Origin of the sequence: Oerskovia sp. Root918 (assembly GCF_001428945.1) — a bacterium.
Taxonomy (GTDB): Bacteria; Actinomycetota; Actinomycetes; order Actinomycetales; family Cellulomonadaceae; genus Oerskovia; species Oerskovia enterophila.
In genome coordinates this window covers 171,670-194,782 of the sequence record NZ_LMJG01000004.1, presented here as the reverse complement: position 1 = coordinate 194,782, position 23,113 = coordinate 171,670, and the positions used below count along the sequence as shown (strand labels likewise).

18 protein-coding genes are annotated in these 23,113 nt (G+C 72.1%); 7 read left to right on the top strand and 11 right to left on the bottom strand.

Translation table 11 applies throughout. The annotated features are described in order from the left end of the window. The 3 genes from ASE27_RS06830 to ASE27_RS20585 all read right to left on the bottom strand — a co-directional run. Window positions 1-3,274 (bottom strand): GH92 family glycosyl hydrolase (locus tag ASE27_RS06830; protein ID WP_082608652.1); only part of this gene is annotated, 3,274 nt, incomplete at its 3' end. Window positions 3,275-3,586: 312 nt separating this feature from the next. Beyond that, on the bottom strand, window positions 3,587-3,961 hold a 375-nt coding region (locus ASE27_RS20855), incomplete at its 3' end, for a hypothetical protein (protein ID WP_235535373.1). Between the two features lie 6 nt (window positions 3,962-3,967). After that, window positions 3,968-7,462: GH92 family glycosyl hydrolase (locus ASE27_RS20585; protein WP_235535372.1), on the bottom strand; the 3,495-nt coding region annotated here is incomplete at its 3' end. A gap of 218 nt (window positions 7,463-7,680) precedes the next feature. On the opposite strand from ASE27_RS20585, the gene ASE27_RS06820 reads away from it, so the two are divergent. Beyond that, entirely contained in the window at window positions 7,681-10,335 is a 2,655-nt protein-coding gene (locus tag ASE27_RS06820; protein ID WP_082608651.1) for an RNA helicase, read from the top strand. A 6-nt stretch (window positions 10,336-10,341) separates the two neighbouring features. Here ASE27_RS06820 and ASE27_RS06815 read toward each other — a convergent pair whose 3' ends face one another. Continuing rightward, window positions 10,342-11,292: a nitroreductase family protein gene (locus ASE27_RS06815; RefSeq protein WP_056647857.1), complete on the bottom strand. Its 951-nt coding sequence runs from the start codon at window positions 11,290-11,292 to the stop codon at window positions 10,342-10,344. Between the two features lie 219 nt (window positions 11,293-11,511). Here ASE27_RS06815 and ASE27_RS06810 point away from each other — a divergent pair, with 219 nt between their 5' ends. After that, complete coding sequence (locus tag ASE27_RS06810) at window positions 11,512-12,240, top strand: VIT family protein (RefSeq protein ID WP_056647854.1); 729 nt, start codon at window positions 11,512-11,514, stop codon at window positions 12,238-12,240. A 19-nt stretch (window positions 12,241-12,259) separates the two neighbouring features. Here ASE27_RS06810 and ASE27_RS06805 read toward each other — a convergent pair whose 3' ends face one another. After that, window positions 12,260-12,913: a FadR/GntR family transcriptional regulator gene (locus ASE27_RS06805; RefSeq protein ID WP_200955907.1), complete on the bottom strand. Its 654-nt coding sequence runs from the start codon at window positions 12,911-12,913 to the stop codon at window positions 12,260-12,262. A 75-nt stretch (window positions 12,914-12,988) separates the two neighbouring features. Between ASE27_RS06805 and ASE27_RS06800 the strand changes: the two genes are divergently transcribed. The 3 genes from ASE27_RS06800 to ASE27_RS06790 all read left to right on the top strand — a co-directional run bounded on the left by ASE27_RS06800 (window position 12,989) and on the right by ASE27_RS06790 (window position 15,900). Continuing rightward, a complete protein-coding gene (locus ASE27_RS06800; protein WP_056647849.1) occupies window positions 12,989-14,254 on the top strand; it encodes a CynX/NimT family MFS transporter in 1,266 nt (421 codons plus the stop codon). 15 nt (window positions 14,255-14,269) lie between these two features. Continuing rightward, complete coding sequence (ybaK, locus tag ASE27_RS06795) at window positions 14,270-14,770, top strand: Cys-tRNA(Pro) deacylase (RefSeq protein ID WP_056647847.1); 501 nt, start codon at window positions 14,270-14,272, stop codon at window positions 14,768-14,770. 221 nt (window positions 14,771-14,991) lie between these two features. Further along, window positions 14,992-15,900 carry a sulfurtransferase gene (locus ASE27_RS06790; protein ID WP_056647844.1) on the top strand — a complete coding sequence of 303 codons (909 nt, stop codon included), beginning with the start codon at window positions 14,992-14,994 and terminating at the stop codon, window positions 15,898-15,900. A 151-nt stretch (window positions 15,901-16,051) separates the two neighbouring features. On the opposite strand, the gene ASE27_RS06785 is transcribed toward ASE27_RS06790, so the two are convergent. Further along, window positions 16,052-17,380 (bottom strand): DUF1254 domain-containing protein, encoded by a 1,329-nt coding sequence (locus ASE27_RS06785; RefSeq protein WP_056647984.1) that lies wholly within the window; start codon window positions 17,378-17,380, stop codon window positions 16,052-16,054. 169 nt (window positions 17,381-17,549) lie between these two features. Between ASE27_RS06785 and ASE27_RS06780 the strand changes: the two genes are divergently transcribed. Further along, entirely contained in the window at window positions 17,550-17,999 is a 450-nt protein-coding gene (locus ASE27_RS06780) for a SufE family protein (RefSeq protein WP_056647981.1), read from the top strand. A gap of 100 nt (window positions 18,000-18,099) precedes the next feature. On the opposite strand, the gene ASE27_RS06775 is transcribed toward ASE27_RS06780, so the two are convergent. Further along, window positions 18,100-18,591, bottom strand: a complete 492-nt coding sequence (locus tag ASE27_RS06775; protein WP_082608642.1) for a helix-turn-helix domain-containing protein — start codon at window positions 18,589-18,591, stop codon at window positions 18,100-18,102. A 167-nt stretch (window positions 18,592-18,758) separates the two neighbouring features. On the opposite strand from ASE27_RS06775, the gene ASE27_RS06770 reads away from it, so the two are divergent. Continuing rightward, a complete protein-coding gene (locus ASE27_RS06770; RefSeq protein ID WP_056647841.1) occupies window positions 18,759-19,130 on the top strand; it encodes a DoxX family protein in 372 nt (123 codons plus the stop codon). Between the two features lie 122 nt (window positions 19,131-19,252). Here the strand turns inward: ASE27_RS06770 and ASE27_RS06765 are convergent, their stop codons facing one another. From ASE27_RS06765 to ASE27_RS06750, 4 genes are all read right to left on the bottom strand, one after another. Further along, on the bottom strand, window positions 19,253-20,221 hold the full coding sequence (locus ASE27_RS06765) for a bile acid:sodium symporter family protein (RefSeq protein ID WP_082608641.1): 969 nt from the start codon (window positions 20,219-20,221) through the stop codon (window positions 19,253-19,255). Between the two features lie 162 nt (window positions 20,222-20,383). Next, window positions 20,384-21,427: a multicopper oxidase domain-containing protein gene (locus ASE27_RS06760; protein WP_056647839.1), complete on the bottom strand. Its 1,044-nt coding sequence runs from the start codon at window positions 21,425-21,427 to the stop codon at window positions 20,384-20,386. A gap of 365 nt (window positions 21,428-21,792) precedes the next feature. After that, window positions 21,793-22,563, bottom strand: coding sequence for an SDR family NAD(P)-dependent oxidoreductase (locus ASE27_RS06755; RefSeq protein ID WP_056647836.1), 771 nt, complete (start codon window positions 22,561-22,563; stop codon window positions 21,793-21,795). A gap of 108 nt (window positions 22,564-22,671) precedes the next feature. Continuing rightward, a complete protein-coding gene (locus tag ASE27_RS06750; protein ID WP_056647833.1) occupies window positions 22,672-23,100 on the bottom strand; it encodes a zf-TFIIB domain-containing protein in 429 nt (142 codons plus the stop codon). Window positions 23,101-23,113 lie beyond the last annotated feature (13 nt).

Below are 23,113 nucleotides of genomic sequence, written 5' to 3'. Positions count from 1 at the left end.
CCACCACACGCCCCGCCACGCACTGCGCCCTGGCCGAGACCACCACGTCGAACACCGGCCCCACCACCACCGCATCGCTCGCCACCGCGAACACGTGCAGGTCCTTGTTCCGCGGGAAGGTGATCGAGACGATCTTCTTCCCCTCGGGAGCCACGTAGGGGGCCGTGGAGAACACGAACGCGCTGTCCTTGTCCCCGTTGCGGCGGTCCATGCGCGCGACCACCGCGTTCCCCAGGACGGGGCTCCCGTCCGTGCTCGGTAGGACCCAGTCGCCGAACCCGACGGTCGTCGTGGCCGTGGTCCCGTCCTGGAACGTCACGGTCGCCTGGCCCTGCTGGGTCCCGTTGGTCGCAGCCCCGACGAGCGAAAAGCCCGCGCTCGGTGCCGGCAGGACGATCGTCTCGCCGTCGAGCGTGAGCGAGTCCGGTCGGCCCTCGGGCGAGGAGGGCCAGACGAACGGCAGGCCGCCGACGTCGTGCGCCGAGCCCGGCGTGAGCCCCGCCTGTGCGAGCGCCTCGCGCGAGAACGAGTTCCCCGCACCGTCGAAGTTGGCACCGGCCCGCTGGGCCTGGCTCGCGCTCCCGACCGTGTCGAACGCCGCGAACAGGCTGCCCTCGGCCGCGACCCGCACCGTGACCGGCACACGCCTCTCGGTGCCTCCGGCCGTGAGCGTGACCTCGACGTCGTAGAAGCCCTCGGGCACGTCCTGACCCACCGCGAAGGTGAGGTCACCGCGCAGGTGACCTGCGCCGTCGGGCACGAGGGTCTCTCCCGTGACCGTGATGTCCGCGGGCGCGTCGACCGCGACCGTGACCTGGGCGTCGAGGTCCCCGAAGAGCTGTGCGTCGACCGGCGACGTCGCCGTGCCGCCCGGAGCCACCGAGACGAGCGCGCTCCCCGCGTTCGCGACGAGCCCCTGCTCGCCCTCGCGGAACGACGGTGGCGAGGCCTCGGGCGACGTGCCCCAGGTCGTGTCGCGCTCGGCCGACAAGGCCAGCTCGACCACACCACCCTCGTGGATCAGGCCTTCGGGCAGGTAGGTCCTGTCCCAGGGCTGCCCGTCGACCGTCATGCCCGTGATGTACCGCTGGCCCGTCGACGCGCCGGGCGCCCGCAGGTCGAGCGTCTTGCCGTCGCCGAGGTCGATCACGACCCGGTCGAACCGCGGGGTGTTGATCGCCAGGACGTCGGTCCCGGGCGTCGTGGGGTACAGGCCCGCGGCGGCCCAGACGTACCAGCCCGCCTGCGCGCCCAGGTCGTCGTTGCCCGGCTTCCCGTCCGGTGTCGGGGAGAACAGGGTCGCGGTGATCTCGTCGACCAGCTCGGTCGTTCGCCAGGGCTGACCCACGTAGTCGTACAGCCACGGCACACCGAAGTTCGGCTCGTTGCCGATCCAGAGCCGGGGCTCGTTGGGACCCGAGTTGTGGGTCGTGGTGAACCGGTCGAGGCGCTCGGCCACGGCCTCCCGACCGCCCAGCCCCTCGGTCAGCGCCGCGACGTTCTGCGGGACGAGCCACGTGTACTGCTCGGCGTTGCCCTCGTCGAACCCCTCCTGCCCGAACCCGCCGCTGCCGTCCGGGACCACGAACGAGCCGTCCGCGTTGCGGGCCGCGACCGTGCTCGTGCTCGGGTCGAAGATGTTCTGCCAGTACTGGCCGCGCGCCTGGTACTCGGCCGCGGTCTCGTCCTGGCCCAGAGCCCCCGCGAGACGACCGATCGCGAAGTCCGCGACCGACCACTCGAGCGTGATGGACGCCCCGACCACGCGGTGGTCGCCCCGGAACTCCTCGGTCTGCGGGGCGTACCCGCGCTCGAGGTAGGTCCCGATCCCGTGCCGCTGGACGTACCCGCTCGGGGTCCGGCCCTCGGTCGTGGCGCCCTTGACCATGTACTCGAGCGCCGTCTCGGCGTCGAAGTCTCGCGCACCGAACGCGTACATGCTCGCGATGAGCGGCACCGAGCTGTCGCCCGTCATCTGCCCCGTGTACCCGTTGGCGACGGGCCAGCGCGGGAGCCAGCCCCCCTCGACGGCCGAGCTCACGAGCGACTGCGCCATGTCCGAGGCGCGCTCAGGAGCGAGCACCGCCTGGAGCGCACCGAGCGAACGGTACGTGTCCCAGTCCGAGAAGTTGGCGTACCGGGTGCGGCCGTCGGCGACCTGGTGGATCTGCTGGTCGAACCCGACGTAGCGCCCGTCGACGTCGTCGAACGTGTTGGGGTGCATCATCGAGTGGTAGAGCGAGGTGTAGAACATGGTCTTGTCGTCCGCGTCCTCGCCCGCGACCTGGACCTTGCCCAGCAGGTCGGACCAGGCCGCACGGTTGTCGTCGCGGACAGCATCGAAGTCCCAGCCCGGGATCTCGGCCGCGAGGTTGGCCTGCGCGCCCTCGACGCTCACGTACGACATCGCGACCTTGGCCTGGACCGTCGATCCCGGCGCGAACGTCGTCCACGCTCCCGCGCGGCGGCCCTGCGCCGAGCGGTCACCCGTCGTGAGGGTCGTGCCCTCCCAGGTGCCGAACGACGAGAAGTCCTGGTCGAACTCGACCGCGTAGTAGAGCGTGTAGCGGTTGCCCTTGCCGCAGAACCCGCCGCTCGACACCGAGCCCGTGACGGTGCGGCTGCCGGTGACCTCGACCGTGGACCCGAAGACCGTGCCGAGCGAGCCGCCCGGGTTGACGATGACCTGCGCGTCACCTGTCTGCGGGTACTCGAACGTCATGCCCCCCGAGCGCGTCGCGGCCGACAGCTCGGCCTCGATGCCCGAGCTCTTGAGGGTCACGGCGTACCGGCCCACCTCGGCACTCTCCTGGTCGTGCGAGAACTCCTCCTTGCGGTCCCACGGCGCACTGCCCACGTCCCCCGCGACCGGCAGGATGGGGACGTCGCCGAACACCCAGCACCCCGCCGACGCGTGGTTCATCGAGAACCCGCGGATCGCCTGGTGCGAGTACCGGTACCCCGCGTACGCCCGGTCGCCGTTCCCGACCGACACCTGGGTGTCGGGCGAGAGCTGCATCATGCCGAACGGCATCGACGGTCCGGGGAAGTTGTTGATCTCCCCCACGACGCCGTTCGCCTGGCCCGTACCGACCATCGGGTCGACCAGGTCGACCAGGTCGACCGGGTCGGCCACGAGCCCGGCGTCGGACGCCCCGACCGCCGGCGCCGCCGGGGCGGCGGCCGCCGCCCCGCCCACGAGCCCCGCGCCCGCGACGGCTGCCGCGGCGAGTGCCGCGACGACCCTTCGTGTCCTGCCTCGTGCTGTTCTCACGCTCTGCTCCCTCGTTGGTCGTCCCTGACCTCGTGACGTGCTGCTGCGGTACGCCGGTCGCACCGGCGGACCGAGGCGCGCCCGCCCGTGTCCTGCGCGTCGGGCGGGGCGCGCCGACGGGCCCGCCCGGGGTTCCCTCTCCCCGGGCGGGCCCGTGGTGGGTCAGTCGCAGGTGGTGGCGTCGTAGGACACCACGACCTCCTGCGACCGCCCGTCCTGGGAGACCACGACCGTGACCTGGCCGGCCTCGACCGCGCCGGAACGCGTCGCGAACGACGCCGACGCACTCTTGCCCGGCGCCAGCCCCACGANGGTCGAGGACATCGGTCCGGGCGAGAAGGACGCCACGACCTCCTGCGACCGCCSGTCCTGGGAGACCACGACCGTGACCTGGCCGGCCTCGACCGCGCCGGAACGCGTCGCGAACGACGCCGACGCACTCTTGCCCGGCGCCAGCCCCACGAACGACCTGCTGCCGAACGCCGAGGACACCCTCACGTCCACCGGCAGCTCCTCCGCGCTCACCGCACGCACCGAGACCACCACACGCCCCGCCACGCACTGCGCCCTGGCCGAGACCACCACGTCGAACACCGGCCCCACCACCACCGCATCGCTCGCCACCGCGAACACGTGCATGTTGGTCGCGCGCGGCAGGGTGATCGTCGCGAGGGCGAGCTCAACCACGCCTGNAGCGCAGGCCCTCCCGACCCGACCTGCGCGTCGGGGTCGTCCTAGCACGACTGGCCGAGATCGACGAGACGCAGAGCGAGATCCTGACCTTCCTGCGGACGACGCCCAGACCACCACACGCCCCGCCACGCACTGCGCCCTGGCCGAGACCACCACGTCGAACACCGGCCCCACCACCACCGCATCGCTCGCCACCGCGAACACGTGCATGTTGGTCGCGCGCGGCAGGGTGATCGTCGCGAGGGCCTTGCCCTCGGGGACGTCGACCGGAGCCGTGGCGTACAGGCCGCAGCCGATGCGCTGCGTCCCCGTGCCACTGCCTCGTGCCCCCGCCTTGGCGACGAGGATGTTGCCGGCCACGGGCGACCCCGTGCACCAGTCGCTCAGCTCGACGCGCGACGTCTGGCTCGTGCCGTCCGTGAAGCCCAGGACCAGGTCGCCCCCGTGCGTGCCGTTGTTGCTCGAGCCGACGAGCGAGACCTGGCGTGCCGTGCCGATGCTCGCGCGGACGTCGAGCACCTGACCGTTCGCGCGGACGTTGTCGGGCGCCCCCGGCTCCTCGGCCGCGAGCACGTAGCCCAGCTGCGTGCCAGGGACGAGTCCCGGCACGCCCTGGACCGCGCCCTGCTCGGCGAGCAGGTCGCGCAGCAGGTAGGCACCCTGCCCGTCGAAGTTCGCGTTGGCCGCACCAGCGTCGCCGATCCCGGCGTTGTCGAAGCTGCTGCGCAGCCACGACTCCTGCGCGACGACGACGGTCACCTCGCGGGAGACCTCGTGCCCTGCGGCGTCCGTCACGACGACCGTGACGGGGTACGCGCCGGGCGCGACGCCCGGCGCGGCCGAGAGCCTCAGCGGGATCTCGCTCGTGGCAGGCAGGCCGTCCGAGACGACCGACCACGGGCCCGAGCCGTCCTGGACCTGGACGGCGTCGCTACCGGTCACCTGGATCTCGCCCGAGACGGTACCCGGGCCCTGCGCGACGACGCTCGCCACCAGGTCGACCGTCGCGCCCGGCCGGATGACCGGGTGCGCGGTCGAGAGGCCCGCGAACAGGCGGCTGACCTCGGCGTCGACCTGGTCGACCGCGCCCGGCGCGGCGTCGGGCCCCGTGGCCCACGCGGTGTGCTCGGCGCTCGTGGCGAACGACAGGGTGCCCGCCGCGGTCAGCTCGGGGCCCGTGAGGTAGGCGCGGTCCACCGCGGTGGCCCCTGCGGTGACCGAGGCCGTGTAGCGGTTCTCGGTCGACGTCCCCGGCGCGGTGATGTGCAGCTCGCTACGAGGGTAGAACGACTCGTCGAGGTCGATCCGGACGTCGTCGAACAGGGGCGTCGAGAGGCCCCACGTGTCCGTGCCGGGCACGATCGGGTAGATCCCGAGCCCCGACAGGACGTGCCACGCGGACATGGTGCCCAGGTCGTCGTTGCCCGTGACGCCGTCGGGGCCGTCGGTGAAGAGGGTCAGGGCCGCGCGGACCACGTCGTTGGTCTTCCACGGCTGCCCGGTCCACAGGTACACGTACGGCGCGTGGAGGTTGGGCTCGTTGTTGGGGTTGTAGGTGTCCTGGTCGTAGTAGGAGTAGGTGCCGTTGACCCACACCTCGCGGGCCGTCTTCTCGGGGTCCACGAGCAGCTGGTCGTAGGCGAAGAACGAGTCGAGCGCCTCGTTGGCGGCGTCCGTGCCGCCGATCAGGTCCACGAGGCCCGGGACGTCCTGCTGGACGAGCCACTGGTACTGGACGGCGGTGCCCTCGTGGAACCCGTCGCTCTTGGCCGGGTCCGGGTCGCCCACGAACAGGCCGTCGGCGTTGCGGGCGCGGAAGGCCCCGGTGCGCGGGTCGAACACCGAACGGTAGTTCTGGCCGCGCGCGGCGTAGCGGTCGGCGTCCTCGTCGTGGCCGAGGCCCCGTGCCATGGTCGCGAGCATCGCGTCCGAGAGCGCGTACTCGAGCGTGGCCGAACCGCCGTGCTGCAGGTCGTAGTCACCGGGCTTGCCCGAACGTCCCGGCTCGTGCGGGACGAACCCGCTCGCCAGGTACGTGTCGTTGCCCGCGCGCCCGTTGAACGGGGAGTCGGCGGGGGCCATGTTGTCGGCGCTCTGCTGGAGGACCGCGTAGGCCTCCTCCTCGTGCCCCGCGAGCAGCCCCTGGCTCCATGCGCTCACGAGGAAGGGCGTGGCCGGGTCGCCCGTCATGATGTTGGTCTCGACCGTGCCGTACCCCCAGCGCGGCAGCCAGCCGCCCTGCTCCGCGGCGCGGACCACGGACAGCGCCATGTCCTGCGACTCCTGCGGGGCGAGCAGCGCGAGCAGCTGCTGCTGCGTGCGGTACGTGTCCCACAGCGAGAAGTTCTGGTAGTACGTGAAGTCCTCGGCGACGTGGACCTCCTGGTCCCAGCCGCGGTAGCGCCCGTCGACGTCGGTGCCCGTGTTGGGGGCCAGGAAGCTCCGGTAGAGCGAGGAGTAGAACGTGCGCAGGTCGTCCTCGGCGCCGCGCTGGACGGCGACCGACCCGAGCCGCTCCTCCCATGCCGCGGTCGCGGCGGTGCGAGCCTCGTCGAACGTGCCCGCCTCGGCGTCGAGGTTCGCGGCCGCCCCGGCCGCGTCGACGTAGCTCATCGAGGTGGTCGCCTCGACGTCGAGGTCGCCGCCCGTGGTGTCGAACCGGAGGTAGGCGCCCACGCGGCCGTCGCCCGTGGCGGTCGCCGCGCCCGCCGTGACGGCGCCGCCCTGCCAGGTGCCGTAGGTCGTGAAGGGGCGGTCGAAGGTCGTGCGCGTGTGGATCGTGAAGGGCTGCGTGTCCTGGCAGAAGCCGCGCTGGGTGATGGTCGTCTCGACCGTGCGGTCGTCGATCACGGTCACGGTCGAACCGGTGACCCGGTTGAGGGCTTGCCCGGTGTTGATCAGCACGTTCGCCTTGTCGGTCGACGGGAACGTGTAGCGCTGGACCGCGGTGTGCTCTCCGGCCGTGAGCTCGGCGTCGATCGTGCCCGCCGACGCCTGGAGCCCTACGCGGTAGTACCCGGGCGAGGCCTCCTCGTCGTCGTGCGAGTACTTCAGGGCGTACTGCCCGTAGTCGGTCGAGGTGACGTCGCCTGTCGTGGGCAGGACCGGAAGCGTCCCGCCCAGCCCGCACCCGACCCCCGAGAGGTGCACGAGCGAGAAGCCTCGGATGCGGTCGCGCCCGTAGTCGTACCCGACGTTGTGGCCGTTGTCGGGCGAGAACTGCACCATGCCGAACGGGACGCTCGCCCCGGGGTAGGTGTTCCCGTCGTCCTTGGTCCCGATGAACGGGTTGACGTAGGAGACGAGGGGTTGGTCCACGGGGCCGACCTCGGCCTGGACCGCCGTCGGGGCGGCGGCCGGCGCCGCGCCCGCGGCCGGGATCGCGGTCGCTGCGGGCGCGGCCCCCACGAGGAGCGCGAGCGCCAGGGCGGTCGACGGGATCGGGCTCCGACGGTGCTGCTTCGAACGAGTTGTCGCGTGCTGACGAGGAGTCATACGGCTCGCCCTCCTGCCCACCACGGCGTGGGCTGCTCGGTGTACCCAGCGTCAGTGCTGGGCGTTCTGCACCTTTGCATGGCATGACAGCGCTGTCCACAGGAGCCATAAGGTTGCCGCCAGGTCGCACGACAGCCCTGCGACGCACCGAGGACGGCACCCGCGGGCAGGCGCAGCGCGGCCCACCGCCCGGCGCCCGCTCTGCGACAATGGCCACGATGAGCACCACGACCCCCACCACCCGTCCCGAGCCCGGCCTGGTTCGTCACCTGCCGGCACCGGACGGCTCGGGCACCCCGGACCCTGACGCCCTCTACGAAGGGTTCACCGAGTGGGCCACCGAGACGGGGATCGACCTCTACGCCCACCAGGACGAGGCCGTCATCGAGATCTTCTCGGGCGCGCACGTCATCCTGGCCACGCCCACGGGCTCGGGGAAGTCGCTCGTCGCGGTCGGCGCGCACTACGCGGCCCTCGCCGCGCACCGCGCGGGAGTCCCCGGCCGCAGCTACTACACGGCTCCGCTCAAGGCGCTCGTGAGCGAGAAGTTCTTCGCGCTCGTCGCGGTGTTCGGCTCCGCGAACGTCGGCATGATGACGGGCGACTCGTCGGTCAACCCGACCGCGCCGATCATCTGCTGCACCGCGGAGATCCTCGCGAACATCGCGCTGCGCGACGGCGCCGACGCGGACGTCGCGCAGGTCGTCATGGACGAGTTCCACTACTACGCGGACCCCCAGCGCGGCTGGGCCTGGCAGGTCCCCCTCCTCGAGCTGCCCCAGGCGCAGTTCGTCCTCATGTCCGCGACCCTGGGCGACACCTCGACGTTCACCGAGGACCTCGAGACCCGCACGGGACGCCCCGTCGCCGAGGTCACGAGCGCCGAGCGTCCCGTGCCGTTGACGTTCAGCTACGTCGTCGAGCCGCTCAACGAGGTCCTCGAAGAGCTCGTCACGACGCACCGCGCGCCGGTCTACGTCGTGCACTTCACGCAGAAGGACGCGGTCGACCGCGCCCAGGCCCTGCTGAGCATCAACGTCGCGAGCCGCTCCGAGAAGGACGCGATCGCGGCCGAGCTGGGCGACTTCCGCTTCACCTCGGGGTTCGGCAAGACGCTCAGCAAGTTCCTGCGCCACGGCGTGGGCGTGCACCACGCGGGCATGCTGCCCAAGTACCGTCGCGTGGTCGAGCGCCTGACCCAGGCCGGGCTGCTCAAGGTCGTGTGCGGCACCGACACCCTGGGCGTCGGCATCAACGTCCCCATCCGCACGGTCCTCATGACGAGCCTCGTGAAGTTCGACGGCGAGCGCATGCGCCACCTCACGGCGCGCGAGTTCCACCAGATCGCGGGCCGCGCGGGCCGGGCGGGCTACGACACGCTCGGCGAGGTCCTCGTCATGGCCCCCGAGCACGTGATCGAGAACCGCAAGCTGCTCGCCAAGGCCGGGGACGACCCCAAGAAGCTCAAGAAGATCGTGCGCAAGAAGGCGCCGGCGGGAGCGGTCAACTGGACCGACGCGACGTTCGAGCGCCTGCGCGACGCCGACCCCGAGGCCCTGACCAGCCACTTCACGGTCAACCACGCCATGGTGCTCAACGTGCTCGCGCGCGGTGACAAGGGGGTCGATCCGGTGCAGGCCATGAAGCACCTGCTCACGGCCAACCACGACACCGAGGCCCAGCGCGAGCGCCACGTGCGCCAGGTGTTCCGCATCTACCGGTCGCTGCGCGTCGCGGGCATCGTCGAGCGCGTGCGCGTGCCCGACCCGACGTACCCGAGCGGGCAGCGCCCCACGGTGCGCCTCACGGTCGACCTGCCGCGCGAGTTCGCGCTCAACCAGCCCTTGTCGCCGTTCGCGCTCGCGGCGCTCGACCTGCTCGACGTCGAGTCCCCCACGCACGCGCTCGACGTCGTCTCGGTCCTGGAGGCCACGCTGTCCGACCCGCGCCAGGTGCTCGTCGCGCAGCAGCACCGCGCCCGCGGCGAGGCCGTCGCGGCCATGAAGGCCGAGGGGTACGAGTACGAGGAGCGCATGGCGCTGCTCGAGACCATCACGTGGCCCAAGCCCCTCGCAGACCTGCTCGAGCCTGCGTTCGTCACGTACAAGCACTCGAACCCGTGGGTCTCCGACGCCGAGCTCTCACCCAAGTCGGTCGTGCGCGACATGGTCGAGCGGGCCATGACCTTCGGAGAGTTCGTCTCGGTGTACGGCCTGGACCGCACCGAGGGCGTCGTGCTGCGCTACCTCGCCGACGCGTACCGCTCGATGCGCCAGACGGTCTCCGAGGAGCACCGCACCGAGGAGGTCCAGGACATCACGGAGTGGCTGGGCGAGCTGGTACGTGGCACCGACTCGTCGCTGCTCGACGAGTGGGAGCGCCTGGCCAACCCGGTCGACGACGACGCGGACGACGAGGTCGGCGACGGCCCGCTGTCCGGAACGGGCGCCGAGGCCCCGGCCCGGCCCGTCACGGGCAACCCTCGCTCGTTCCGCGTCCTGGTCCGCAACGCCCTGTTCCGCCGGGTCGAGCTCGCGGCGCGGGAGAACTACGACGCGCTCGAGGCGCTCGACAAGGCGAGCGGTTGGGACGGCGACGCGTGGGCCGACGCCCTCGACCCGATGTTCGACCTGCACGGCAACGACGCGATCGGCGTGGACGCCGCAGCACGGTCGTCGGCCCTCGTGCAGATCGTCGAGAACGGCGTGCGGCCCGACGGCGAGCGCGTCGAGCCCGGCACGTGGTTCGTCCGCCAGGTGCTCGACGACCCGGCGAGCGACCACGACTGGGCGATCAGCGCTGTCGTCGACCTCGCGGCGAGCGACGAGGCCGGCGCCGTGGTGCTGAGCGTCGTAGCGGTCGGGACGATCTGACGCGACCTACCGGAGCACGTCGTCGGCCGGGCGGCGGGGCGTCCGCGGAGACGTCGCGCTGTACCCCAGTCGCAGCACCATCTGCGGCGCCCCGGCGTCGAGCGCCGCTGCGAGCGCGGCCCGCGTGGTCGGGTTCTCGAGGACGGTCGTCGCGAACGAGGCGTGCACGAAGTAGGTCGTCGCGGTCAGCAGGACACGCTCGAGCGCCTGGCCGGCAACGAGCCAGTCGCGCACGGAGTCGCCCGGGGTCGTGAGGACCGCGAGCGTCGAACGGTGCTCGAACGCGGCCCGGTCGCTCGTGGAGTCGCCGCCGAAGTGCCGCACGGGGGCCAGCGCGTCGTCGCTCGCGGGACCGAGCGCCGCGACCGGGATCCCGTCGGGCCGGTCGGGGTCGCTCGTGACCCAGCGCGCCTGCTCGACCCGGCCCGTGTGATCCTTGCCGGCGGCCTCCTCGGCCTCGCGCACGAGGTCCAGCAGGACCGTCCGCTCGGGGGCCTGGGGGGCGAGCGTCACGAACCGCGCCCCCTCGGACGTCGCGGCCTTGTCGAGGTCGTCGACCACGTCGGCGTCGAGCGGCTGGTCCTCGAACGGCACACGGGACGTCGCGCGGCGCTCGATCGCGACCGCGAGGTCCAGCTCGTCGGCGTCGGGCAGGACACCCGGGACCAGGTCGACGCGGGCGACCAGGGCGGGGTCGGCGTCGTCGGGCAGCAGCGTCAGCACCGGACGGAAGGACTCGCGGCGTGCCGCGACGCGCAGGTTCGCGAGGAACGCTCCGCAGCTGATGAACATCTCGCGGCCCGCAGGGTCGGCGTGCGTCAGCCGGCGCGAGTCGTCGGCGCGCACGTCGAGCGTCGTGCCGTGCACGTGGACGGACCACGGCTGGGTGTTGTGCACGCTGGGGGCCCGGGACGCGGCCGCGAGGATCCGTTCGATTCGGGGGTCGTCGATGCTCATGTGCGTTCTCCCTGCTTCCGATGCGCCCCTGACGCATCCCCTGCCGGCGGTCACCTCTGCCACCTCGAGCCTCTCAGGACGAGCACCGATCGGCCAGGGACGAAGGTCCTCGCAGGCCTGAGGTGCAGGTCACACGCCCGGCCGCCCGGGACGCGAGACGGACGCGAGCACGTCGCGGCCCGCCACGACAGGCTCGCTCCCCCGCCCTACCGTGGCCTCATGAGCGCACGGGAGCAGGAGACGACACCGCACGAGGGAGAGCAGCACCGGAGCGAGGGCACGGGCGCACGGCTCAATCGCCTGCGGGCCGGGGTGCTCGGCGCGAACGACGGGATCGTGTCGACCGCGGGCGTGGTCGTGGGCGTCGCCGCCACCAGCACGTCGATCCCCGTCATCGCGACCGCGGGCGCCGCGGCCCTGCTCGCCGGAGCCCTGTCGATGGCCGCGGGCGAGTACGTCTCGGTGAGCACGCAGCGCGACACCGAGGAGGCCATGCTCGCCAAGGAGCGCCAGGAGCTCGCAACCATGCCCGACGAGGAGCTCGCGGAGCTCGCCGGGATCTACCGGGCCAAAGGACTGACGCCCGAGCTCGCGCACGAGGTCGCCGTCCAGCTCACGGCTCACGACCCCCTCGCGGCTCACGCGGACGCCGAGCTCAACATCGACCCCGACGACCTCACGTCCCCCTGGGAGGCCGCGCTCGCCTCGATCGTCTCGTTCACCGTGGGCGGGCTGCTCCCCCTGGCCGCCATCCTCCTGGCCCCCACCGCGGCCCGGATCCCCGTGACGTTCGTCGCGGTCGTCCTGGCGCTGGTCCTCACGGGCTGGGGCAGCGCGAGGCTGGGACGGTCCCCGACCCGGCGCGCGACGATCCGCACGGTCCTCGGCGGGGCGATCGCCATGGCCGTGACGTACGGGATCGGGTCGCTCGTCGACGTGAACGTCTAGCGGGAGCCGGCGTCGCGGTTCAGCGCATGAACGGCCCGAAGATGGCGGCGACCATCGCCGCCGCACGGTCGGGGTCACCGTCGGCGATCGCCTCGACCAGCTCGTGGTGGCGGCGGTGGGCCGCCTCCTCGTCGTCGCCCTCGCGCTCCTCGTCGCGCATGTGGACCGCGAAGACGTCGAGCATGCTGGAGTAGAGCTGCAGGTAGAGCGGGTTGTGCGTCGCCGCCACGATCGCGCGGTGCAGTGCGAGGTCAGCGCCGGCTCGAAGGTCGCGATCGCCGGTCGACCAGACCTCTTCCCGTCGGTCGCGCAGCTCGCGCAGCAGCTCGACGTCGGCCTCCGAGCGACTCGATGCGGCGAGCGAGGCCGCGGTGCTGTCCAGGGCACGGCGCAGTTCCAGGTAGTGACGACGGGATCCCCCGGCGAGCTGCCGTTCGAGCGTGCCCGTCAGCTCGGAGCTGGAGATGACGAAGGTGCCCCGGCCCTGCTCACGGCGCAGCAGTCCTCCGTGCACCAGCGACTGGATCGCCTCGCGGACCGTGTTCCGCCCGACCCCGAACTCCGACACCAGATCGGCTTCGGTCGGGATCCGCTCGCCGACCGGCCAGCGGCCGGAGACCACCTCTTCGCGGAAGCGCTCGACGGCCTGGTCGATCAGGCCTGCTCGACGCACGGGCCGCCGTGTGTCAGACTCACCAGAATTCATCCCATGATCCCATCATTCACCGATCTCATCGTGGAGTTTAGCGTGACGACACTCTCTCCAGCGCGCATCCCGGTCCGCCGCGGACGCCTGACCGTGTGGGCCGGCCTTGCCGTCGCGCTGACGGCGGTCAACCTCCGGACGGCCGTGACCGGATTCACCCCGCTCCTCGAGATCATCGGAGCGGACCTCGGGTTCGGCGTGGCCCTGGCGGGTCTGCTCGGGACCGTGCCCGCGGCGTCGTTCGCCGTCTTCGGCTTCCTCGCCCCGGTGGTGACGAGGAGGTTCGGGCTCGAGCGCACGGCCACGGTGGCGCTGGGCCTGACGGCGCTCTCGCTCCTGGTGCGCGCCTACTCTCCGACGCCCCTCGCGCTCGTGCTGTCGACCGTGCTGGCCCTGGCCGGGATCGGCGCCGCGAACGTGGTGATCGTCCCCCTGGTGAAGGCCTGGTTCCCCGACCGGATCGCCCTGTGGACCTCGCTCTACCTGCTCCTGATGCAGACGGGCCAGTTCGTCGCCCCGCTGCTGGCCGTCCCGGTGGCGGAGGCGACGAGCTGGCGGCTCTCGGTAGGAGTCTGGGCGGTCCCGGCCGCGCTCGCCGCAGTGGTCTGGCTCGTCCTGGCATCCAGGCTGCCCGCCGACCACCACCGCCCCCAGGCTCCGGCGACGACCGGCGCGAGGCCGAGGATCAGCCGGTCGTCGACCGCCTGGGGCCTGGTCGTCCTGTTCGCGATGATGGCACTGTCCAACTACGGCATCATCACCTGGGTGCCGGCCGTGCTCACCGACGCGGGCGGGAGCCCGGCCCTGGGCGGCTCCATGATCGCCCTGTACTCGGCCTGGGGCGTGGCCGCCGCCCTGGTGGTCCCGCACGTCGCCACGCGCATGGCGAACCCCTTCGTCGTGGTCGTCGCGTGCTCGGTCGTCCTGACCGTCGGATACCTGGGCCTGATCCTGTCCCCGCTCGACGGCACGCTGCTCTGGGTGTGCGCGCTGGGCATCGGGGTGAGCACGTTCCCGCTCTGCATGACGCTGATCAACCGTCGGACCAGGACCCCGGAGTCCGCCTCGGCGGTGTCCGGCTTCGTCCAAGGAATCGGCTACGGCCTGGCCTGCTTCGGCCCGCTCGGCCTGGGTCTCCTCCGCGAGGCGACCGGTTCGTGGTCGGTCCCGCTCCTCGCGCTCGCCGCGACCGCCGTCCCCGGAGTGATCGCCGGCTGGTTCGCGTGCCGCCCGCGCTTCGTGGAGGACTCGGCGACGCGGCCGGAGCCCGCCTCCGCTCCTTCGCCGCGGCCGGAGACGCGCACCTAGGGGCACAATCTCCCTGTGGCCAAGAAGCAGAAGTCGTCCCACGCCGGCACGCCCGCGCTCGTCGCGCTCGAGAAGGCCGGCGTCCCGCACACCGTGCACCCCTACGAGCACGACCCGTCCTCCGACCTGAGCTACGGGCTCGAGGCCGCCGCGGCGATCGGCATCCCGGCCGAGCAGGTGTTCAAGACCCTGGTCACCTCGGTCGACGGGACGCTCGTCGTGGGCGTCGTGCCCGTCGACCGCAAGCTCGACCTCAAGGCGCTCGCGCACGCGGCCGGCGGCAAGAAGGCCGCGATGGCCGAGCAGGCCGCGGCCGAGCGCGCGACCGGGTACGTCGTGGGCGGCATCTCGCCGCTCGGCCAGCGCCAGCGGCTGCGGACCGTGATCGACGAGTCGGCACTCGCGTTCGACGCGGTCTACGTCTCGGGCGGGCGCCGGGGGCTCGACGTCGGCCTGGCGCCCTCCGACCTGGTCTCGCTCACGGGCGCGGTGACCGCTCCCATCGCGCGGGACTGACGGGCCGCCCTCCCGGCCGCCCGCGGCGCTGCTCTCCCCCGGGTAACACTGTCTCAGCATGTGCGACGGGCCTTCCGGTCCGTGGACAGCGTTCCTAGAGTGACGAACGTGCCCGAGCGGTACCCACCGCGCCGGCACGCTCCGCTCGACCCCGCCTGCGCCGTCCTGCGTGCATCTCCGCCACCCGCCTCTGCCAGCCCATGAGCCCTCAGGAGGACACCATGTCCGCTCCCCTCGACACGACCGAGAAGATCGCCGCCTACGCCCACCCCGACCGCCTCGTCTCCACGGACTGGCTCGCCGAGCACCTGCACGACGAGAACGTGGTCGTCGTCGAGTCCGACGAGGACGTGCTGCTCTACGAGACCGGGCACATCCCGGGCGCGGTCAAGGTCGACTGGCACACCGACCTCAACGACCCCGACCTGCGCGACTACCTCGACGGCAAGGGCTTCGCCCAGCTCCTGGGCTCCAAGGGCATCTCGCGCGACACCACGGTCGTCCTGTACGGCGACAAGAACAACTGGTGGGCGGCGTACTCGGCGTGGGTCTTCACGCTGTTCGGCCACGAGGACGTCCGTCTCCTCGACGGCGGGCGCGGCAAGTGGATCGCCGAGGGCCGCGAGACCACGACCGACGTCCCCACGCCCGAGCCCGTCGAGTACCCCGTGGTCGAGCGCGACGACGAGACGATCCGCGCCTTCAAGGAGGACGTGCTCGCTCACCTGGGCAACGGCCCGCTCGTCGACATCCGTTCGCCCCAGGAGTTCACGGGCGAGCGCCTGCACATCCCGGACTACCCCGAGGAGGGCGTGCTGCGCGGCGGTCACATCCCCACGGCGCGCAACGTCCCGTGGGCGACCGCGGTCGCCGAGGACGGCACGTACAAGTCGCGCGAGGAGCTCGAGGCGATCTACCAGGACGGCGGCCTGGGACTGTCGACCGACGACGACGTCATCACGTACTGCCGCATCGGCGAGCGCTCGAGCCACACGTGGTTCGCGCTGACCTACCTGCTGGGCTTCGACAAGGTCCGCAACTACGACGGCTCGTGGACCGAGTGGGGCAACGCGGTCCGCGTCCCGATCGTCAAGGGCGCCGAGCCGGGCGAGGTCCCCGCGCGTCTCTGAGGTGACGCCCCGCGCGGGGCACCCTCCTGATGCCCGACGGCGGTGGGCCGGGTCGCGCACCCGGCCCACCGCCGTCGGGCATCTCGCGTTCTCACGGCAGGACGCCGGGGAGACGGCACGACCTGGCCGCTCGCCTGCCCGGCGCCTCCGTTCAGGCCTTGCGCACGACCGGCGGGACCCAGCGGCCGTCGAGCGCCTCGGGCAGCGGCGCGTAGAGCCGCATGGTCACGCCCACGGGTCCCCGCGGGGCCGGGAGCCAGTTCGACTCACGGTCCGCCCCGGGGCTCTCGTGCTGGAGGTACAGGTCGAGCGACCCGTCGGGGCCGTAGCGCAGGTCGTCCCGGTCCCCGATCGCGAACCGGTCCAGGGCGTTGGCGACCTGGAAGCCCTCGGCGTCGTACATGGTGACCGACCAGAAGGCCGCTGCGGGCGGGAGCTGGTCGGCCTCGAAGTGCAGCACGTAGTCGTGGTCGCCGTTCACGGGCTCGCCGTCCGCGTCCGTGACGAGCATCGGGTAGATCGCGTCCTCGACCGGGTTCGCTCCCAGCCCCACGAGGGTGACGAAGGCTCGCTGGAGGTAGTAGTTGCCGTAGACGCCCATCGGCTCCCGGAAGAGCGACCACCCGTTGGCTGTGATCCCCAGCGTCGGCTGGGACTGTGCCAGCAGTTCGCGCGCGCTCGCTGCGCCCGCCTCGATCTCGACGATCTCGGCCTCGTCGAACTGGCCGGGGTCGAACTCGTCGCCCGGGACGATGCCCAGCGAACCGATGCGAGCCAGTACCGAGAAGTCCGTGGAGTGCGGCGGGTTGGTGTCGAGCAGGCGGGTCGCGTAGGTGAAGAAGTCGACCGCGCTGAGGGCCTCGACCTGCCGCAGCGGCTCGGTCCGCGTGTCCGCGGTGGGGTCGATCACGAACGGCGGGCGATCACCCAGCGCGCGCACGCTCATGCCGTCCTGCACCGCGTGCACGGCCGGGTAGTCCGCGGGGCCGTTGGTCTGGATGCGACCGATGGCCCACACGTGCGGGGTCGGCGCGACGATCAGCGCGACCTCCTCGGGCAGGTCGTCGTAGAACTCGGTGAGGTCGCCCTCGTAGTCGGGCCCCACGACCAGGTAGTCGCCTGCCCCCGTCCCGGTGGTGCGCTTGCCGATCGTCGCGAAGACGTCGGTCCACATGTCCAGGAGAGGCAGCATGTAGTAGCGGTCGTCGGTGTCCGGGACGTGCAGCAGCACCGGGCCGTCGGTCAGGTCGAGCCACAGGTTCGCGTAGAGGGTGTCGAAGTTGGGGCGGACGACCGCCCGGAAGTCGGCGGGCGGGAACGCGCGCAGGTGGTGGAACGTGTTGGGCGGCCCGAACCCCGGGCGGACCCCCGCCTCCACGTTGGTGCCCTGGCGACGTGTCAGGTCCATGGTCACGAGCGGGTAGAGATAGAGGTACGCCTCCTGGCTCAGCGTGCGCAGATCGTTCGACAGCTTTCCCATGACGCTCCGTCCCTCGGCGCCGAGGGTCGGCGCGCTCGGGCCCAACGTATCCACGGCCGTCGGGCGGTGCGCGGCGAGCGTGGGCGAACTCTCGAGGCTCGCGCGCCGCGTCCGTCCGCAGGGCGGGCGCGGGCTGCCGCTCCGCGCCCTCGGGTGGGAGGATCGACGGATGACTGACGACGCCACGACCGAGCTGCCCCCGGTCCTCGCCGAGATCCGCGACGACTTCCTCGCGCTCGGCGAGCGTGACCGGCTCCAGCTCCTGCTCGAGTTCTCGCGCGAGCTGCCGGACCTGCCCGCGCGCTATCAGAACGCCCCGGGGCTGCTCGAGCGCGTCGAGGAGTGCCAGTCCCCCGTGCGCGCGTTCGCCGAGGTCGAGGCCGACGGCGTCCACCTCTACGCGACCGCCCCGGCCGAGGCCCCCACGACCCGCGGGTTCGCCTCGATCCTGGCCCAGGGGCTCGAGGGGCTGACGCCCGAGCAGGCCCTCGCGGTGCCCGACGACTACCCGTTCACGATCGGGCTGACCAACGCGGTGAGCCCCCTGCGCCTCAACGGCATGACGGGCATCCTGCTGCGCGCCAAGCGTCAGATCCGCGACCAGGTCGCGGCGGGCTGAGGAGCCGCCGCGGGACGTCCGGCCCCGGGGTCGAGATGACACGTACCGCACGTCGCCTCGCTGAGCGATCACGTCGCCCGGCTCGTCCACCCGACCGACGTCACGCCTGACCGCCCGCGGCCTGCGCGTCGAAGCCCTCGCGGTGCCCCTGGATCTCGTCGGTGTTCTCCATGGCCCACTGGACCAGCGCGAGCACCGGCGGCAGCAGCGTGCGCCCCAGGTCTGTGAGCTCGTAGTCGACCCGCGGCGGGACGACGGCGTGGACGGTCCTGCTCACGAGCCCGTCCCGCTCGAGCTGGCGCAGGTTGAGCGTGAGCATGCGCTGGGAGATGCCGCTGATCCCGTGCAGGAGCTCGGTGAACCGCAACGGGCCGCCCGAGAGCGTGCCGAGGATGAGCACGCTCCACTTGTCGCCGACCCGGTCGAGCACGCGCCGGACCTCGCTGGTCGCGTGGTCGGCGCCGCAGCCGCCACCGTCGGGGACCGGCACCTGTAAGGCGTCGGGGACCGGCACGTGCAGCGCGTCGGGGACCGGCTCGTGCAGGGCGTCGGGGACCGGCTCTCGATGGGTCCCCGTGGCCGTCGTGGTCATGGACTCTCCGTTTCCTGACCCACCGGGAACACCGGTGTGCCTTTTGTAGACCTCCTTCAGGTTACCCATGATGTCCTCCGGCACAAAAGGTGACTGACCAGACGGGCAGTTACTCGTGGCCCTCTCCACCGTGGCGCGCCTCGCGTCACCGACCTCGAAGGAATCACATGAACGTCGCCCTCTGGATCGCCGCTGGACTGCTCGCTGTCGCCTTCGCCGGCGCAGGCTTCATGAAGCTCACGACCCCGGCCGGCAAGCTGATGGAGCAGATGCGCTGGGTCACGCCCGAGCGCCTCACGGCCGTGCGCGTGCTCGGGGCGCTCGAGCTGCTCGGCGCGATCGGCCTGACCCTCCCGCTCGTCACGGGCATCGCCCCGATCCTGACCCCGATCGCCGCGACCGGCCTCGCGATCACGCAGATCGGCGCGATCCCCCTGCACGTGCGCCTCGGCGAGAAGCAGTCCGTGCCGGTCAACGCCCTCCTGCTGCTGCTCGCCGTGTTCGTCGCCGTGGGGCGCTTCGCCGGCTGGGGCGCGTGACGCCGTCGGGCGGATGAGAGCCGACGCACCACGGCTGGCGCGGCGTCCGGCCCCCCTCGACCGGGGACTGCCCGGACGGCCCGCTCGCCGCGGGCCGTCCCACGGCCCGGCCGGCCCAGCCCTCAGGCCGCGTCGCGCAGCGCGAGGCGCCGCGCGAGCACCGCGCACACGATGAGCTGGAGCTGGTGGAAGACGATCACGGGCACCGCCACGGTGCCCGCGACCGCGACCGGGAAGAGCACGGCGGCCATGGGCAGCCCCGTGGCCAGGCTCTTCTTGGACCCGCACATGAGCAGCGCGATGCGGTCCTCCACACCGAGCCGCAGCCCGGCCCCGCCCCACCACGTGACGGCGAGCATGACCACCAGGATCAGGGCGCTGATCCCGACGAGCGCGACGATCGTCCACGCCGAGATCCCGGCCCACACCCCCGCGCTCGTCGCAGCGGCGACCGCACCGAAGACCACGATCAGGATCGTGCCGCGGTCCACGGACAGCGTGAGCCACCGCCGGGCCCGGACCCACCGGCCGACGAACGGCTGCAGGAGCTGGCCCACGACGAACGGGGCGAGCAGGTGCACCAGGACGTCACGCAGGCCGCTCAGCCCACCCGTCGCGCCGCTCGACGACATGAACCACAGGACCAGCAGCGGCGTCACGACCATGCCCACGACGTTCGAGACCGTGGCGCCGCAGATCGCCCCGGCGATGTTCCCGCGCGCGACCGACGTGAACGCCACGGACGACTGGACGGTCGAGGGCAGCAACGACAGGAAGAGGATGCCCGCCGCGAGCGGCGCGCCGACGAGCGGGGTCACGGCCCAGGAGACCGCGAGGCCGACGAGCGGGAAGACGACGTACGTCGAGGCGAGGATGCCGCCCTGGAGGCGGACGTTCTTGAGGCCCGCCCACACCTCGGTGGTCGACAGGCGCATGCCGTAGACCAGGAAGAGGACGGCGACCGCGACGTCCGCGACCGCGTCGACGACGCGCTGGGCCTCTGCGGGGACCGGGACCACGAGCCCCAGGACCATGGTCGCGACGAGCGCCACGATGAACGGATCGACCCACTGCTTGAGAACCTGGCGCACGAGGACCGAGTCTAGGTGTCGCGGGGCGAGGACCCGCTGGCTGCCCGCCGGGCGACCGTCGACCGGCGACCGGCGACTCGCCGGCGGCTCTTTCGACGCCAGGACCGGCGAGGCCTCGAGGCCCCACCGGTCCTGGTCCGTCGTTCCGTGGGTGCGCCCGGGCTACGGGTGCGCGTGCCCCTGGTAGCGGTGGAGCGCGGCCTGCGCGTGCTCGGGCACGCTGCCGTCCTTGTTCGCGACCAGGAAGATCCCGCCCATGCCCATGTCCGAGTGGGACTGCACGTGGCAGTGGACCATCCACGCGCCGGGGCCGACCTTCTCGCCCGCGATCACCTGGAACCCGAACGAGTCGCCCGGGTTGAGGTCGCGCGTGTCGACGACCTGGGTCGGGTCGTTGGGGCCGCTGAGGTATCCCGTACGGTTGTTCGCCCACCGGTGCGCGTGCAGGTGGAAGGTGTGGAACGCGTTGCCGTGGCCGATCGCCACGAACTCGACCCGCTCGCCCTCGTTCGCCTCGAACACCGGCACGTTCGGCGCGACCTGGTTGTTGATCGACATGCCGTTGAAGGCGACCGTGTACGTGCGGTCGGGCAGGACGTCGCCCTTGCGCCGGACGATCAGCGCGCCGTACATGCCGACCTTGACGCCCTCGGTGCCGTGATCGGTCCCCAGCGCGTGGTCGTGGTAGTGCCAGTAGCCCGCGCTCCCGGGCATCCACTGACCGCCCTTGGTCGTGTAGGCGGCGTGGGTGCGCCACACGTAGGTCCGCGACTGGCCGGGCTCGTTGAACGACGCGTTGAGCGGGCTGCCGTCGGAGTCGTAGCTGTAGCTCACACCGTGCGCGTGCAGCGAGAGGCGCTTGTCCGTGGTGTTGACCAGGGTGATCTCGAAGGTCTCGCCCTCCCACATCTCGAGGGTCGGGCCGGGGACCGTGGCCTTGCCGGGCTCGAGGCCGTAGCCGACGAGACCGCCGGGCAGCGCCTCGGCGTACATCGTCAGGCGGCGGACCTTGTTCTTGTCCGGCTTGCCCTTGTCCTTGTCGGGCTTGCCGTGGTTCCCGTTCCCGGTGCCGTGCGCCGCGGCGGGAGCCGCGCCGAGGCCGAGCGCCGTGGGCGCCACGAGGCTCGCGACCGTTCCTGCCAGCATCGACCGGCGCGAGATCTGTCGCTTGAGCAGTCCGTCGGGGGCGGCGGTGTCCTGCGTCATGGTTCTCCCTCTCCTCTGCCCGCCGGACCGGTCGTGGGGGCCGGTGGCGGTCAGGTATTCGTCGTTGAATCCCTGCGCGCTCGCACCGGTGACCTCGCGCGATGGCAGGCACGCGAGGTCGGACGGACGAGCATGGCTGCACGCGAGCTGCGTGACCGACCCCGCAGCCCACGGCGTCGTGGGCCCTGGCCTCGGTCCGGCCCCCACGGTGATGGGGTCCCGGTGCACGCCCGACCCTAGGGAGACTTCTGACAACCGTCAAGCAGAAGTAGAAGGTTCACCCTTTTTGTTTTGCGATTCACACCCCAGAAGAGGAGCGGAGTCCGAGCGGGCGACCGCGAGGCCGCCCGCCGACATGTCACCGATCAGAAGAGCGTGTACCCGCCGTCGACCGTCACGACGGCCCCCGTCATGAAGCTCGACGCCTCGCTCGCGAGCATGACCACGACCGGCCCCAGCTCGGCGGGGGTACCCCACCGCTTCATCGCGGCGGGAGCCACGCAGTCGTCGTAGTACTCGGGTTGGTCCACGGGCGACGCCTCGGTCAGGATGTACCCGGGCGCGATCGCGTTGACCCGGATCCCGTGCGGTGCCCACTCCGCCGCGAGCCCCTTGGTCAGCTGGTGCACCGCGGCCTTCGACGCCAGGTACGCGGGCTGCCACCGCGGGCGGTTGACGATCTGCGCGGACATCGACCCCACGTTGACGATCGCCCCGCCCCGACCGTCCGTGACCATCTGCCGGGCCACGGCCCGCGAGCAGTACCAGACACCGTCGAGGTTCGTCGCGAGCGTCCGGTGCCACACGTCGTCCTCGATCTCGAGGGCCGCTCCCCCGATCGAGATCCCCGCGTTGTTGACGAGCACGTCGACGCCGCCGCCCTCGCGCCCGACCTGCGCCACGACGTCGTCGACCTGCTCGCGGTCCGTGACGTCGAGCTCGTAGCCGTGCGCCGCCAGCCCCAGCGCCCGCAGCTCGTCGGCCGCCGCCTGCGCGGCCTCGAGCGTCGTCGCCGTCAGCGCGACCTGGGCCCCCGCCTCCCCCAGCGCCTGCGCGAGCCCGCGCCCGATCCCGCGGCTCGCGCCCGTGACGAGCGCCGTGCGGCCGGCGAGGGAGAACGTGTCGAGGACAGCCATGTCGATCCGATCCAGAGGTCAGGAGAAGGCAGCAGGTGGAGAGGGTACAGAGTTCCCGGGATGCACGACGACGGCGCCGCCCCGGGGAGGGACGGCGCCGTGCGTGGCTCAGAAGTCGAAGAGGTCCTCGAGCCAGGACTCCTTCTTCTTGCGCTTGCGGTAGCGCGGGTCGTCGCTGCGGTACTGCTCCGGGCTGCGGTACCGGTCGTCGCCCCGGTACTCGTCGCGACGCCGGTCGTCGCCGCGGTAGTCGTCCCGGCGGCGGTCGTCCGCGTAGCCGTAGGGCGCGGGCGGGGGCGGGACCGGGAGCTGCTGGGTCGGCGGGTACTGCACGGGCGGGGGCGTCGCGGCACGCGGAGCCGCCGCAGCCGCCGGGCCGCCGGCCTCGGCGGCGATCTCTGCCTCGAGGCTGCGGTCGATGATCTTGTCGAGCTCACCCCGGTCGAGCCACACGCCGCGGCACGTGGGGCAGTAGTCGATCTCCACTCCCTTGCGGTCGGACATCACGAGCACGGTCTGATCGAGAGGGCACAGCATGACGGGTCTCCTT